The sequence below is a fragment of the Kitasatospora sp. NPDC050463 genome, from assembly GCF_040655255.1.
Lineage (GTDB): Bacteria > Actinomycetota > Actinomycetes > Streptomycetales > Streptomycetaceae > Kitasatospora.
Genome location: NZ_JBFAJO010000006.1, coordinates 114,892 through 128,199 on the forward strand (window position 1 = coordinate 114,892; position 13,308 = coordinate 128,199).

Here is a 13,308-nt window from a genome sequence, read left to right on the forward strand (position 1 = left end):
ACCCGGTCACATGTGGGCGCTGATCTCGCCGCCGGCGCTGAGCACGATGTAGACGCCGTTGGCGACCGCTCCCGCGTCGTGCTGGTTCGCCTCCAGCGTGCCGTTCACGGCGTTGTCGCTGCCGAGGATCTGGGCGCGGTACCGGAGTTCGCCGACCTTCGTGACCTTGGCCGTCCACCCGCCCGCGAGCTTGAACGTGCCCGGCCCCTGGTGCTCACCGCCCATCCAGGAGTGCACCTGGCCGTCCAGCGAGAGCACGACGAACATGCCGTTGCCGTCCAGCCCGGCGTCGGAGTCGTGCGTCTCCAGCGTGGCGAGGACGGCACCGCTGTTGACGATCCTGGCGACGTAGTTCTGGTCCCCGACCGCCTGCACCTCGGCCGTGCTCCCGTCCACCAGGGTCTGCGTGCGGACCGGGGACTTCGTCTTGGCCGGCGTGGTGGCCGGTGCGGCGGCCCGGGGTGAGGTGGGCGGGGCGGCCGGTGCGGTGGCGCCGGACGCGCCGGACGTGGCAGCCGGGGCGACCGGGGCGGTGGCGCCCTGCGTCGCAGAAGTGGTGGGCGCGGCCGGCACGGTGGCGGCCGGCGCGGTGGCGACGGGTACGGCGGGCGTGCTGGCCGCGGTGGTACCGCCCGCGGCGGACGTGGAGCTGCAAGCCGTCGCGGCGGGGACGAGCAGAGCGGCTGCCAGGACCGTACCGGCCAGCGAGCGGACGGTGGTCGCGCGACGGGTCGTCAAGGGCGACATGCTGGTTCTCCTGAACGAAGTACGGGTGAGGGCCCGCGCCTTGCCCGTCCCCTCTCGTGCGGGAACCGCGAGGCAGTGCGGCCGCTTGCACGATCGAACCTAGTGCGAACAATCGACGGAACCGCGCATTCCGTGTCACCGCACGGCAACGCCCCCGACAGCGCCGTACCGGCCCACGCCGCAAGCCCACCCCACCGCTTGAGGAACCGACGGCCGGACGAGCCGAGCGGCCCGACGCCGGCCCCCGACCCGCCCGGACGATCCCCAGGAGAACGTCCTAGGCCACCAGCTCCCGCTCCAACGGCGTCCGGATCCGCGGCGTCACCCGCACCTCCCCCAGCCAGAGCGACAACCGCGCCGCCTCCGCCTCGATCGCCGACCGCCCCTCCACCCCGACATCCGTGAACAACCGCCACACCAGCTCGCCGTCGGGGCGCTGCGCCCAACCGCCGACCACCCGGCCGCACCACCAGAGCGTCGGCCCGGCGTTTCCCGCCCGGTCGAACAGCGCCGGCACGTCCTGGGGCCGCAGGTACCAGTCACGCCCGCGCCAGCCCATCATCGTCGGATCCAGCGCCGGCAACAGCGCCGCCCACGGCTCGGGCTCCTCCACCGGCTCCGTGTCCCCCGGCAGGACCAGGCCCGCCGCGCCGCCGGACAGCACCACGTCCACCGCGCCGACGTCCGCCAGTGCCTTGCGGACGTCCCCCAGCGTCCAGCCCGTCCACCACTTCACGTCCTCGACCGTGGCCGGGCCGTACGCCGCCAGCCAGCGCCGGACCACCTCGGCCTTCGCCTCCCGCACCGGCACGTCCGGCCACTGCGGCACCGGCGCCCACGGATAGCTGCTGCTCAGCCAGGAGCCGCGCGGCCGGCAGCGCCGCACATGCCCGTCCGAGGCCAGCAGCCGCAGCAGCCGGCTGCCCACGCTCTGCCTGGCCTCGTAGGGCTTGCCCTGCGACATCAGCATCGTCTCGCGCAACGCCGGTACGTCCACCGCGAGTTCGGAGGTCGTCGCCTCGCCGCGCACGGCCAGCGCCGCCAGCACGGCCCGCTCCGTCTCGGCCAGCCTCGGCTCGTCCCACCCCTCGGCGAACTCCCGCAGGTGCTTGAGCAGCGTGGCCCGCTCCTTGACCGCGATCGCCCGCGCCGCCGCCGAGCTGACGTACGGGGCGAACTCCTCCGTCACCGCGAATATCGTGCGCCGCATCGACAGCAGCTTCACCAGCGAGACGTCCTCGTAGAGCGCCCGCTCCACCTCCGCCGCCGACGGCTCGGCCAGCCGCGCGCAGGCCGAGAGGTAGACCGTCGCCGCGTCCGTGGCGTGCAGCCCGACGAGCGCGTCCGCCACCTGCTCCACCCGCGCCACGCGTCGGGAGGGCGCCAGCAGGTGCCGCCGCCCGGCCCGGGCCCGGCGCTGGTCGTCGCTGATCGAACGGACCCCGTTCGAAGGCACACCGTTGCTCATGCCGGGACACTACTGCCGGCCACCGACAGCGGCGCCGTCCGGCGCGGCGCGTGGCCGGCGGTCGGACGGGCGGGCCAGGTCAGAGCCCCGCCCGTCGGAGGTTCAGAGGTACAGCCCGGTCGAGCCCTCCGCGTCGCCGAAGCGCATCGCGGCCACCGCGTGCAGGTCCCGCTCGCGCAGCAGCACGTAGGTGGCACCGCGGACCTCCACCTCCAGCTTGTCCTCGGGGTCGTACAGGACGCGGTCACCGGGCTCCACCGAGCGGACGCTCTGGCCCACCGCGACGGCCTCGGCCCAGGTGCAGCGCTTGGACAGCTCGGCGGTGGCCGGGATGAGGATGCCGCCGGTCGAGCGGCGCTCGCCCTCACCGCCCTCGGTCTTCACCAGGACGCGGTCGTGCAGCATCTTGATCGGCAGCTTCTCGCCCAGCCGGTCGTGGCGCGGCGGCTCCTGCTCGGCGGAGGTGGTTCGCAGGGTCGGTTCGTCGTTCTTGCTCACGATCCCGAAGGTACCGTTCCCGGGCGCCCCGCGTGACGCCGGACCGGTATGCGGAAGGCCGGGTGCGGTGGCACCCGGCCCCGGCGAACCCCGTCGCTCAGCCCTTGCGGCGCTTGCGGGCCGAGGCGACCAGCAGAACCACGCCGACGCCGACCAGCGCGGCGGGCACGACCCGCTCCTTGCGCGGCCGGCCCTGCTCGTCCACGAACTTCGCCTTCGCCTGCTCGACCAGCCCGCTGGCGGCCACGTACACCCGGCCGGCCTTCACCTCCACCGAGGCCACGGCCTTCGCCTTCACCTGGGCCGTGATGGTGCTCGGGTGGACGCGCATGGCGAGCTCGTCCAGGGTCGCCGCCAGCTGGGTGCGGGTACGGGAGATGTCCGCCTCGATCTGGGCGGTCGTCCGCGCCGAGTTGTCCTTAGTGCTCGCCTCGCCCACGCGGGCCACCCCAATTCACTGATGTTGTCCTGTGCGACTGACCCAGTTTGTCAGTTGCCGCCCCGGCCCGCGCGGCCCCACCCACCATCGGAGGTAAGTTGGCCGTGGTACGACCACCGTCCACGCACCAGGAGAGTCCCCCGTGAGTGAGCGTCTCCAGCCCGGCGACACCGCGCCCGCCTTCAGCCTGCCCGACGCCGACGGCAACCAGGTGTCCCTCGCCGGCCACCTCGGCCGCAAGGTGATCGTCTACTTCTACCCCGCCGCGCTCACCCCCGGCTGCACCAAGCAGGCCTGCGACTTCACCGACAGCCTGGAGGTCTTCGCCGGCGCCGGGTACGACGTCATCGGCATCTCGCCGGACAAGCCGGAGAAGCTCGGCAAGTTCCGCGAGGCCGAGGACCTCAAGGTCACCCTGCTCTCCGACCCGGAGAAGAAGGTGCTGGAGGCCTACGGCGCGTTCGGCGAGAAGAAGCTGTACGGCAAGACCGTCACCGGCGTGATCCGCTCCACCGTGATCGTCGACGAGCAGGGCAAGGTCGAGCACGCCCTGTACAACGTCAAGGCCACCGGGCACGTCGCCAAGCTGCTGCGCGACCTGAAGGTCGAGGCGGCCTGACCCCCGGCGCCGGGCGGCGGACCCGCCGGGCGCCGTAGGGCCACGACGAAGCGGTGGCGGCGCACCCCCCGACCGGGTGCACCGCCACCGCGTCTCTCACCTCACTGGGCCACGCTCATCGGATCTCCCGATCAGCAGGCCCCGAGGTCGCTCCAGACGCCCCACGAGCCACTGGCACTGGGGTCGTCGCCCTTGGTCCACCACTTGTTCTGGTAGTAGTGGCCCTTCCAGGACACCTTGGTGGTGGACGCGTAGGTGGCACCCGCGTCCCAGCTCGGCGCGCCCGTGCAGGCCCCCGAGGTCGGGGTCGCGGTCGGGGTCACGGTGGGCGTGACCGTCGGGGTCACGGTCGGCGTGACGGTCGGGGTGACCGTGGGCGTCGCGGTCGGCGACGCGGTGCCGCCGCCCGTGCTGCCGCGGGTCAGGTCGCCCTTCAGGCCGTACAGCGTGCCGGCGACGTTGACCGTCCAGTTCGACGGCGTCGAGACCGGCAGGTAGTAGACGAAGTCCATGTCGATCGACGCACCGGGCGCCAGCGACTGCCAGCCCGGCAGCTTCACCGAGACGCGGTTGTAGGTGCCCTTGAGGCCGCCCACGTTGCCCGGACCGGGGTTGTCCTGCTTGATGACGGTCAGCCCGAAGCCGGACTGGTCCTTGGCGTTGCCCGGAGCCGAGTTGCTGTAGTCGAACTGGAACTCGGTGCCGCCCGGCAGGGTCAGCGTCGAGTTGTTGACGATGTGGATCTTCGGGTTGATCGGGTAGTTCGAGTCACCCAGCGCGAAGTTGGTGAACGACACGTCGACCGGCAGGGTCTGCTGCGGCAGCGCGGTGGTCGAACGGACCGCACCGTACGGCGCGGCCGCCTTGAACCTGTCGTACATCAGCGAGGTCAGCGTCGAGCCCGGCACGTACTGGCCCTTGCCGCCGTTGGCGGCCGCGTCCCACTTGTAGTCGCCCGCGAGCTCCCAGATCATCGCGCCGCCGGCACCCTGGTTGACGATGTAGTCCGCCTTGGCGGCCACCGACTGCTCGTCCTCGGTGGAGAGGAACACCTTCTTGGTGTCGTTCCACAGCCACGGCGCCACCAGGGTGGAGCTGTAGTTGCGGGTGTAGGTGCCCTGCAGGGCGGTGTCGGTCACGCCGTACTTGGAGAGGTAGTCGGGCACGACGCCCTTCTCCAGGTTCTTCGCGTGCCACATCGGGTTCGAGCCCGCCGGGGACTCCTTGCCCGCGTCGTCCTTGTCGTTCCAGATGTTGTCGATGCCGACCGCGCCGTCACCGCACGCCGTCAGACCGGCGCCCACCGGGCAGGTGGTCGCGGACGCGGTGCCCCAGAGGCCGTTGGTGCCACCGGTGACGTTCTTGAACCCGCGCGTGTAGTACGGCAGGCCGACGTTGATCCGGCCGCCCGGCATCGAACCGCGGAAGTAGTGGTACGACCAGTCGGCGTTCAGGTAGCCGATGCCGCCGTACTGGCCCGTGCCGTACACGTTGGCGGCCGCCAGCTCGCCGTCCTTGCCGTCGTCGAACAGCGAGGCGTTCGGGCCGACGTACTTGTTCCAGGCGCCATGCAGGTCGTACGACATGATGTTGACGTAGTCCAGGTACTGCGCGATCTGGAAGGTCTCCATGCCGCGCAGCAGGTAACCGGACGACGGCGCCGCGACCGAGAGCAGGTAGTGCTTGCCGTCGGCGGCGCCGGCCCGGTCCAGCTTCTCGCGCAGCGTCTTCATCAGCGCCGCGTAGCCCTTGGCCAGCGAGGCGCGCTTGCCGTTGGCGAGCTGCCAGTCCAGCGGGTTGCCCGCGTCCTTCATCGAGGTCGGGTACTCGTAGTCGACGTCGACGCCGTTGAAGCCGTACTTCTTGATGAAGTCGACCGAGGAGTTGGCGAAGGTGTCGATGCCCGCCTGGTTGACGCTGCCGTCCGGGTTGACGGTCATCGAGTAGAAGCCGCCGGAGTTGACGCGCTTGCCGTCGTCCCCGAAGTACCCGCCGGTCTCGGTCCAACCGCCCACCGAGATCATGGTCTTGACGTTCGGGTACTGCTTCTTGAACTTCGTCAGCAGGTTGAAGTGGCCCTTGTACGGCAGCGACGGGTCCAGCTCGGCGCCGGGGACGCCCGGGAAGGAGATCCCGGTGGCCTCGTTCTTGTCGTTGTCGGTGCCGACGGAGATCTTGTTGTCGCCGCCGACGTGCCCGAACGCGTAGTTCAGGTGGGTGACCTTGTCCCAGGGGACGTCGCTCACCAGGTAAGCCGGGGTCCCGTCCTTGCCGGTGCGCCAGCCGGTGAAGTAGCCGATGATGCGGCGCTGGTGGTCCGCGCCCATCTTCTCGCGGCCCTCGGTGTCGTAGACGCTGCAGTACGGGACGTCCACCCCGGGAGTCTGGTGCATGCCGTCGGGCCGACAGGCCGCGTTGTCGACGGTGGCGGACGCCTGCGAGGGCGCCGCACCCAGCGTCGCCATCAGCAGACCGGCCAGGCTGGCGACCGCCAGCGAGGCCGTGCCCGCCCGGGCGGCCGGGTTCTTGGAGCGGCGGGCAGCGGTGGGACGCTGCCCGGCCGTGCTTCGGATCAACACTCGGTCCTCCGGGAGAGAGTGTCGGCGCGTACCTGTGGGGGAGCACGCACGTGGGGGAATGCAGATTGGCGCTGAAGCTATGTGGTCTGAACCACATAGGTCAATAGGTCTGTACCAATTGGCAATCAAATCCCCAAGAACACCGGCCGAACGGCCGATACCCGCCGGGCTCACCTCCCCCACCGGCGCGCTCACCAGATCCAGTTCGACAACCTGCCGCTCCACCCGGACGACCAGGACGGCACCACGACACGGAATTGCAGTGTTCCAGCGCCGGGCAAGCCCCTAGACTGGAGGCCATGCGGCCTTGGCGGAGCAGGCAGACGCGCGGGTTTTAGGTACCCGTGGGAGTAATCCCGTGAGGGTTCGAATCCCTCAGGCCGCACTAGCCTTAGAAACGAAGGCCCGCCCGGAGATGATCTCCGGGCGGGCCTTCGTCGTTCCCGATGGCCCGTCAGCTCAGCAGTTCCTTCACCACCGGCACCAGGGCGCGGAAGGCCTGGCCGCGGTGGCTGATGGCGTTCTTCTCCGCCGCCGTCAGTTCGGCGCACGTGCGGGTCTCCCCCAGCGGCTCCAGGATCGGGTCGTAGCCGAAGCCGCCCTCGCCGGCCGGGGCGGTGCGCAGGGTGCCGAGCAGCCGGCCCTCGACGACGCGCTCGGTGCCGTCGGGCAGGGCCAGGGCGGCGGCGCAGAAGAAGTGGGCACCGCGGTGGGGGGTGTCGATGTCGCCGAGCTGGGCCAGCAGCAGGTCCAGGTTGGCGCGGTCGTCGCCGTGCTTGCCGGCCCAGCGGGCGGAGAAGATGCCGGGGGCGCCGCCCAGCACGTCGACGCAGAGGCCGGAGTCGTCGGCGACGGCGGGCAGGCCGGTGGCCCGGGCGAGGGCGTGCGCCTTGAGGAGGGAGTTCTCGGCGAAGGTGACGCCGGTCTCGCGGACGTCCGGGATCTCCGGGTAGGCATCGGCGCCGACCAGTTCGACGTCGAGGCCGGCCTCGCCGAGGATGGCGCGGAGCTCGGCGACCTTGTTCTGGTTGCGGGTGGCGAGAATCAGACGGGTGGGCATGAACCCACCCTAACCGGACGTCAGCCGGTGCAGACCTGGGTGAGGTTGCCGGCGGCGTCGCCGAGCGGCTTGAGGTCGGGGGCCTGCTTGTTGTTGACGGCCTGCTGGACCTTGTCGACCTGGGTGTTGAGGTCGGTGATGGCCTTGGCGACGTCGGTGTTCTTGGAGTTCTTGCCGAGGTCGTCGAGGTCGTTCTTCAGCTTCTGCAGGGCTTGTCCGGCGGCGGCCGAGTCGTTGCTCGCGTTGTTGAAGGCGGTGGTGACGTCGCTGATGTCACCGGTGATGCGGACCGCCGTGTTGCCGCAGTCGAGTGCCTTCTGGGCGGCCGAGCAACTGACCGCGCTGAGCGGGAGGATGGCGATCAGGCCGGCCACGGCGAGGGTGGCGGGGCGGGCGATGCTCGGGGGCATCCGGTCCTCCTGGGTGCGCGGGTTCCGTAACGGAAGGACGCGCGCCGAGGGTGCGCGGTTCCCGCAACGGGGGTGCTGCGGGAACCGTAAGGGCTCCGGGCCCGGCCTGTACAGCGGCGGCGCCGCGGTTCGGCCGTGCGCCGGAGCCCTTCGGGCACCGACGAGGGGTTCAGCCCTCCAGGGCCTTGCGCTGGATCTCGTCCAACTCGGCGCAGCCGAGGGTGCCGAGGTCGAGGAGCTGGTCGAGCAGGGCGCGGTCGAAGGGGGCGCCTTCGGCGGTGCCCTGGACCTCGACGAAGCGGCCGTCGGAGGTGCAGACGATGTTCATGTCGGTCTCGGCGCGGACGTCCTCCTCGTACTGGAGGTCGAGCATGGGGACGCCGTCGATGATGCCGACGCTGACTGCGCTGACGCCGCCGGTGATGGGCTGGCCCTTGGCGCGGAGGATCTTCTTCTCGCGGGCCCAGGAGACGGCGTCGACGAGGGCGACGTAGGCGCCGGTGATGGCGGCGGTGCGGGTGCCGCCGTCGGCCTGGAGGACGTCGCAGTCGAGGACGATGGTGTTCTCGGCGAGGGCGCGGTGGTCGATGACGGCGCGCAGCGAGCGGCCGATGAGGCGGCTGATCTCGTGGGTGCGGCCACCGATGCGGCCCTTGACGGCCTCGCGGTCGCCGCGGGTGTTGGTGGCGCGGGGGAGCATGGAGTACTCGGCGGTGACCCAGCCTTCGCCGCTGCCCTTGCGCCAGCGCGGGACGCCTTCGGTGACGCTGGCGGTGCACAGCACCTTGGTGTCGCCGTAGGAGATGAGGACGGAGCCTTCGGCGTGCTTGCTCCAGCCCCGCTCGATGGTGATGGGGCGGAGCTGGTCGGGGGTGCGGCCGTCGATGCGTGACATAGGCACCGAGCGTAGCGGTTTCGGTGGGGTGGTCCCGGTACGCCCCGACGGACGCGTGGGCGGTGCCCGGTGGGTCGGTGGTGCTGCCCGGTCGGGCCGGTGCGGTGCCCGAAGGGGCGGGCCCGGCGGCGGGGTCCGGATCGGGAAGGGTTCGGGCCGGGAAGGGTTCGGGTCGAACGGGGCCGGCCCGCCGTCCCTTGGGGGGCGGCGGGCCGGCTGGTGGTGAGCCTGGTGGGCTCAGCTCACATCATGTCCTCGATGTCGGCGGCGATCGGGTCGGCGTCGGTGCCGATGACGACCTGGATCGCGGTGCCCATCTTGACGACGCCGTGGGCGCCGGCGGCCTTCAGCGCGGCCTCGTCGACGAGGGAGGCGTCCTTGACCTCGGTGCGCAGGCGGGTGATGCAGCCTTCGACCTCTTCGATGTTGTCGATGCCGCCCAGACCGGCGACGATCTTCTCAGCCTTGCTGGCCATCTGTTTCTCTCCCTCTGTCTCGGCCCGTCGGCTGCTCTGCCGGGTGCCGTCCTGCGCTGTGCCGGGGTGCCCCCGGCCGATGGCCGGGGAGGTCGCTGCCGGTGCTGACCCGGATTCAGCTGCCGTCGCGCTGCGCCACAGCGCGACCAGCATCACCCGGGTTGGACCGATCTGCCACGTTAGTCCACTTTTGGCCCATTCCGGCGCGCATGCTCTGGATCTTCGCCCGAGGATGACGATCAGCGGGGTCTCTGCCCCGGTGCGCGCGGCCTGCCTCCCAAGGTGGTCTACACCAATATATGTGTACTCCGATGAACGCGGGAAGCGCCCCGGGTGTTCCTGGCCCCCGTCCGAGGGTCCCCCGGGGGGCCACCGGTCGGCAACTGCTCCCGGAGGGCGAAGGATGAGTTCGGCAGGCGCCACAGCCCCGCAGACCACGTGGTGGCACACCTTCTACGGCGGACTCCAGAAGATGGGCCGCTCGCTCCAGCTGCCGGTCGCGGTGCTGCCGGCGGCGGGCATCCTCAACCGGCTCGGGCAACCCGACGTGTTCGGCAAGGACGGGCTCGGCTGGGACGACGTCGCCAAGGTGTTCGCGGCGGCGGGCGGCGCCCTGCTGGACTCCTCGCTGGGCCTGCCGATGCTGTTCTGCATCGGTGTCGCGATCGGCATGGCCAAGAAGGCGGACGGCTCCACGGCACTGGCGGCCGTGGTGGGCTTCCTGGTCTTCTACGCGGTCCTGCACGCCTTCCCGGAGGACTGCAAGCCGCCGACCGTCCTGGTCGGCTCACAGTGCGTGGACTTCACCTCGGCGAAATCGGCCGCCGCGACCTATCAGAACCCGGGCGTCCTGGGGGGCATCCTGATCGGCCTGCTGTCGGCCTGGCTCTGGGTGCGCTTCCACCGCACCCGGCTGGTCGACTGGCTGGGCTTCTTCAACGGCCGCCGCCTCGTCCCGATGATCACCGCCGTGGTGGGCATGCTGCTGGCGGTCCTCGCGGTCTGGGCCTGGCCGCCGATCGGCCGGGCCTTCAACGACGTGAGCCAGCAGTTGGCCGACCTGGGCGCGGGCGGCGCCGGCATCTTCGGCGTCGCCAACCGCGTGCTGCTGCTGATCGGCATGCACCAGTTGCTGAACACCTTCGTCTGGTTCCAGTTCGGCGACTACACCAAGGCGGACGGCGTCGTCGTCCACGGCGACATTCCGCGCTTCCTGGCCGGCGACCCGACGGCGGGCCAGTTCACCTCCGGCTTCTTCCCGATCATGATGTTCGCGCTCCCGGCCGCGGCTCTGGCCATGGCACACGCGGCCAAGCCGCACCGCCGCAAGGAGATCTACGGCCTGATGCTCTCGGTCGGCCTGACGTCCTTCGTGACCGGCGTCACCGAGCCGATCGAGTACTCCTTCGCCTATGTCGCCCCCGCGCTGTACGCGGTGCACGCGCTGCTGACCGGTGCGTCGATGGCGATCACCTGGGCGCTCGGGGTGCACGACGGCTTCAGCTTCTCGGCCGGCCTGATCGACTACGCGATCAACTGGAGTCTGGCCACCAAGCCCTGGCTGATCATCCTGATCGGGCTCTGCTTCGCCGCCGTGTACTACGTGCTCTTCCTGTTCATCATCGTGAAATTCAACATGAAAACTCCCGGGCGCGAGGACGACGAGGAGGTCGAGGACGTCACCAAGGCATAAACCGAGCGCCACCGGAGACTTTCCCGACAAAGGCCCTTGGACCATTGGTCCGAGGGCCTTCGTCATATCCCCGACAGGACATTCGCCCCGGCCGCATATCACTTCCCCGGCCGGCCCGGGAAATTCGACAGCCGGCCCGGGGCCCGGGATCCGGCGGCCCGGGCCCCGCCAGGACGGGGCTGCGGCGTTCTGCGGCCGCCGGGCCCGGCGGCCGTAGCGAAGGCGGCGCACCGGGTGGGGGGAAGATCACCGGCGCCGCGCGGATCACGGTCCGGCAATCCGCCGCCGCCGCCCACCGGCGCCGCCCTCGGTTTCTCCGGGCGGGCGGCAGCATCCGCCGAGTCGGGGCGCAATGAGCCGGCGAATACCCGGCGCCCGATCAGGGGGTCCGGAACATCCCGTCGGCCCGCCGCCGCGATCTCCGCGTCCGGCCGGCACAGCCCGCCCGCCCGGGCGCCCGGGGCAGCCGGCGGCGCCCCCGGGGCGGCGGCACCCGGCCACCCGCGGACCCCGCCGACCCACCGGTCGACCCACCCGTCGGCCGCCGACCGAGCGCCCACCGGCCCCTCGCCGACCCCTCGCCGACCGCCCGCCCGGGGGCCGCCGGCCCTGCCGTCGAAGGCCCCGGGCCTTTTTGTTGCGCAAATAGCCAAAATCCCAATCGCGGCGGGTAATCATGATCGTCGATCCGCAAGTAGGTTTCGATTTCATAGCGCTTCTCACCAGCGGCGCTTTCAGGGCTTCCCCCCCTTCTCCACCCGTGCTACAAAACTGGTCTACACCACGTGTGGTGTAGACCAGTTCGCGGTTCGGCCCCTCTGTGCACCTACCCCCGACCGACCCGCCCTGCCGTTAGGAACCCACCCCCATGAGTCAGTCTGCGCAGGCACCGGCGCCCGCTGCGGCTCCGGCCACGCCAAGCCCCACCAAGAAGTTCGGCCAGAACCTGCTGCAGGGTCTGCAGAAGATCGGCCGCAGCCTCCAGCTGCCCATCGCCGTTCTCCCGGCCGCCGGTCTGCTGCTGCGCCTCGGCCAGGACGATGTGTTCGGCAAGGACGGCCTCGGCTGGGACAAGGTCGCCGCGGTGTTCAACACCGCCGGTGGCGCCGTCTTCGACAACCTGCCGCTGCTGTTCGCCGTGGGCATCGCGATCGGCTTCGCCAAGAAGGCCGACGGCTCCACCGCCCTCGCGGCCCTCGTCGGCTTCCTGGTGTACAAGAACGTGCTGACCGCGTTCCCGGTCACCGACGCCGTGGTCGCCGACGGCAAGTACACCGCCGCCACCTACCAGAACCCGGGCGTGCTCGGCGGTATCGTGATCGGCCTGCTCTCCGCCGTGCTGTGGCAGAAGTACCACCGCACCAAGCTGGTCGACTGGCTGGGCTTCTTCAACGGCCGGCGTCTCGTCCCGATCCTCATGGCCTTCGTCGGCACCGCCGTCGGTGTCGTGTTCGCCCTGACCTGGGGCCCGATCGGCGACGCCATCAAGAGCCTGAACGACACCCTGATCGGTGCGGGCGCCGTCGGCGCGGGCGCGTTCGGCCTGGTCAACCGCGGTCTGCTGCCGGTCGGCATGCACCAGTTCGTGAACTCCTACGCCTGGTTCCAGACCGGAGACTTCACCAAGCCCGACGGCACCGTCGTGCACGGCGACCTGACCCGCTTCTTCGCCGGCGACCCGACCGCCGGACAGTTCATGTCGGGCTTCTTCCCGATCATGATGTTCGCGCTGCCGGCCGCCGCGTTCGCCATCGCCCACACCGCCAGGCCGCACCGCCGCAAGGCCGTCACCGGCATGATGCTCTCGCTGGCGCTGACCTCCTTCGTCACGGGTGTCACCGAGCCGATCGAGTTCTCCTTCGTCTTCATCGCCCCGCTGCTGTACGTGATCCACGCGCTGCTGACCGCCGTCTCGATGGCCGTCACCTGGGCACTCGGCGTGCACGACGGCTTCACGTTCTCCGGTGGCCTGATCGACTACCTGCTGGCGTGGAACAAGGCCACCGACCCGTGGATGATCATCCCGCTGGGTCTCGCCTTCGCCGCCCTGTACTACTTCCTCTTCCGCTTCGCGATCGTCAAGTTCGACCTCAAGACCCCCGGTCGTGAGGACGACGAGGAGATCGAGGACGTCACCAAGGCCTGACGCCGAGGAACGACCCGCAGCACCCCCGGCCCCGCCCCGCCGCCCGCTCCCCCGAGCGGCGGGGCGGGGCCGTCGCGCGTCCCGGCGCGGCCGCGCGATCACGGACCGCCCGGTGGGACGACGGTTGACGAACCGGCGACATCGCTGGTCAACTGAAGCGGTGAACGCGCCGCGCATCCTGGTCAGCCGCTGCCACATCGACTTCGGTCGTGTGTGGTCGGCCGCGTGTTGCGCCTGAGCCGTCCGTTCCCCGCGCCGCCGCCCGGCTGACCCCCCGC

The 13,308-nt window shown here is 70.8% G+C and carries 12 protein-coding genes and 1 tRNA gene; 4 read left to right on the forward strand and 9 right to left on the reverse strand.

The window, feature by feature from the left end:
* Positions 1–6: 6 nt before the first annotated feature.
* The 4 genes from AB0J08_RS06095 to AB0J08_RS06110 all read right to left on the reverse strand — a co-directional run bounded on the left by AB0J08_RS06095 (position 7) and on the right by AB0J08_RS06110 (position 3,152).
* Entirely contained in the window at positions 7–747 is a 741-nt protein-coding gene (locus AB0J08_RS06095; protein WP_360627609.1) for a hypothetical protein, read from the reverse strand.
* Positions 748–1,024: 277 nt separating this feature from the next.
* Positions 1,025–2,215: a winged helix DNA-binding domain-containing protein gene (locus AB0J08_RS06100; RefSeq protein ID WP_360627612.1), complete on the reverse strand. Its 1,191-nt coding sequence runs from the start codon at positions 2,213–2,215 to the stop codon at positions 1,025–1,027.
* A gap of 102 nt (positions 2,216–2,317) precedes the next feature.
* On the reverse strand, positions 2,318–2,620 hold the full coding sequence (locus AB0J08_RS06105) for a co-chaperone GroES (RefSeq protein ID WP_360627812.1): 303 nt from the start codon (positions 2,618–2,620) through the stop codon (positions 2,318–2,320).
* Between the two features lie 190 nt (positions 2,621–2,810).
* Positions 2,811–3,152 (reverse strand): DUF3618 domain-containing protein, encoded by a 342-nt coding sequence (locus AB0J08_RS06110; protein ID WP_360627615.1) that lies wholly within the window; start codon positions 3,150–3,152, stop codon positions 2,811–2,813.
* 142 nt (positions 3,153–3,294) lie between these two features.
* On the opposite strand from AB0J08_RS06110, the gene bcp reads away from it, so the two are divergent.
* On the forward strand, positions 3,295–3,771 hold the full coding sequence (bcp, locus tag AB0J08_RS06115) for a thioredoxin-dependent thiol peroxidase (protein ID WP_360627618.1): 477 nt from the start codon (positions 3,295–3,297) through the stop codon (positions 3,769–3,771).
* A gap of 131 nt (positions 3,772–3,902) precedes the next feature.
* Here the strand turns inward: bcp and AB0J08_RS06120 are convergent, their stop codons facing one another.
* Positions 3,903–6,266 (reverse strand): glycosyl hydrolase family 18 protein, encoded by a 2,364-nt coding sequence (locus AB0J08_RS06120; RefSeq protein WP_360627815.1) that lies wholly within the window; start codon positions 6,264–6,266, stop codon positions 3,903–3,905.
* Positions 6,267–6,651: 385 nt separating this feature from the next.
* On the opposite strand from AB0J08_RS06120, the gene AB0J08_RS06125 reads away from it, so the two are divergent.
* Positions 6,652–6,735 (forward strand) — tRNA-Leu (locus AB0J08_RS06125).
* A gap of 69 nt (positions 6,736–6,804) precedes the next feature.
* On the opposite strand, the gene rdgB is transcribed toward AB0J08_RS06125, so the two are convergent.
* From rdgB to AB0J08_RS06145, 4 genes are all read right to left on the reverse strand, one after another.
* Complete coding sequence (gene rdgB, locus AB0J08_RS06130; protein WP_360627621.1) at positions 6,805–7,410, reverse strand: RdgB/HAM1 family non-canonical purine NTP pyrophosphatase; 606 nt, start codon at positions 7,408–7,410, stop codon at positions 6,805–6,807.
* Positions 7,411–7,430: 20 nt separating this feature from the next.
* Positions 7,431–7,820, reverse strand: coding sequence for a hypothetical protein (locus tag AB0J08_RS06135; RefSeq protein WP_360627624.1), 390 nt, complete (start codon positions 7,818–7,820; stop codon positions 7,431–7,433).
* Between the two features lie 169 nt (positions 7,821–7,989).
* The gene (gene rph, locus AB0J08_RS06140; protein WP_360627627.1) at positions 7,990–8,715 is read right to left on the reverse strand and encodes a ribonuclease PH; all 726 of its coding nucleotides are present in this window, start codon (positions 8,713–8,715) and stop codon (positions 7,990–7,992) included.
* A 242-nt stretch (positions 8,716–8,957) separates the two neighbouring features.
* Positions 8,958–9,344, reverse strand: a complete 387-nt coding sequence (locus tag AB0J08_RS06145) for a PTS glucose/sucrose transporter subunit IIB (RefSeq protein ID WP_360627630.1) — start codon at positions 9,342–9,344, stop codon at positions 8,958–8,960.
* 250 nt (positions 9,345–9,594) lie between these two features.
* Here AB0J08_RS06145 and AB0J08_RS06150 point away from each other — a divergent pair, with 250 nt between their 5' ends.
* Positions 9,595–10,884 carry a PTS transporter subunit EIIC gene (locus AB0J08_RS06150; RefSeq protein ID WP_360627633.1) on the forward strand — a complete coding sequence of 430 codons (1,290 nt, stop codon included), beginning with the start codon at positions 9,595–9,597 and terminating at the stop codon, positions 10,882–10,884.
* 868 nt (positions 10,885–11,752) lie between these two features.
* Positions 11,753–13,030 (forward strand): PTS transporter subunit EIIC, encoded by a 1,278-nt coding sequence (locus AB0J08_RS06155; RefSeq protein WP_360627636.1) that lies wholly within the window; start codon positions 11,753–11,755, stop codon positions 13,028–13,030.
* The last annotated feature ends 278 nt before the right edge of the window (positions 13,031–13,308 follow it).

Excerpts from the sequence above, each read along its gene's own strand:
- AB0J08_RS06095 (WP_360627609.1), bottom strand. The coding sequence starts at position 747 with ATGTCGCCCTTGACGACCCGTCGCGCGACCACCGTCCGCTCGCTGGCC.
- AB0J08_RS06100 (WP_360627612.1), bottom strand. The coding sequence starts at position 2,215 with ATGAGCAACGGTGTGCCTTCGAACGGGGTCCGTTCGATCAGCGACGAC.
- AB0J08_RS06105 (WP_360627812.1), bottom strand. The coding sequence starts at position 2,620 with ATGCTGCACGACCGCGTCCTGGTGAAGACCGAGGGCGGTGAGGGCGAG.
- rdgB (WP_360627621.1), bottom strand. The coding sequence starts at position 7,410 with ATGCCCACCCGTCTGATTCTCGCCACCCGCAACCAGAACAAGGTCGCC.
- AB0J08_RS06135 (WP_360627624.1), bottom strand. The coding sequence starts at position 7,820 with ATGCCCCCGAGCATCGCCCGCCCCGCCACCCTCGCCGTGGCCGGCCTG.
- rph (WP_360627627.1), bottom strand. The coding sequence starts at position 8,715 with ATGTCACGCATCGACGGCCGCACCCCCGACCAGCTCCGCCCCATCACC.
- AB0J08_RS06145 (WP_360627630.1), bottom strand. The coding sequence starts at position 9,344 with ATGCTGGTCGCGCTGTGGCGCAGCGCGACGGCAGCTGAATCCGGGTCA.
- AB0J08_RS06150 (WP_360627633.1), top strand. The coding sequence starts at position 9,595 with ATGAGTTCGGCAGGCGCCACAGCCCCGCAGACCACGTGGTGGCACACC.
- AB0J08_RS06155 (WP_360627636.1), top strand. The coding sequence starts at position 11,753 with ATGAGTCAGTCTGCGCAGGCACCGGCGCCCGCTGCGGCTCCGGCCACG.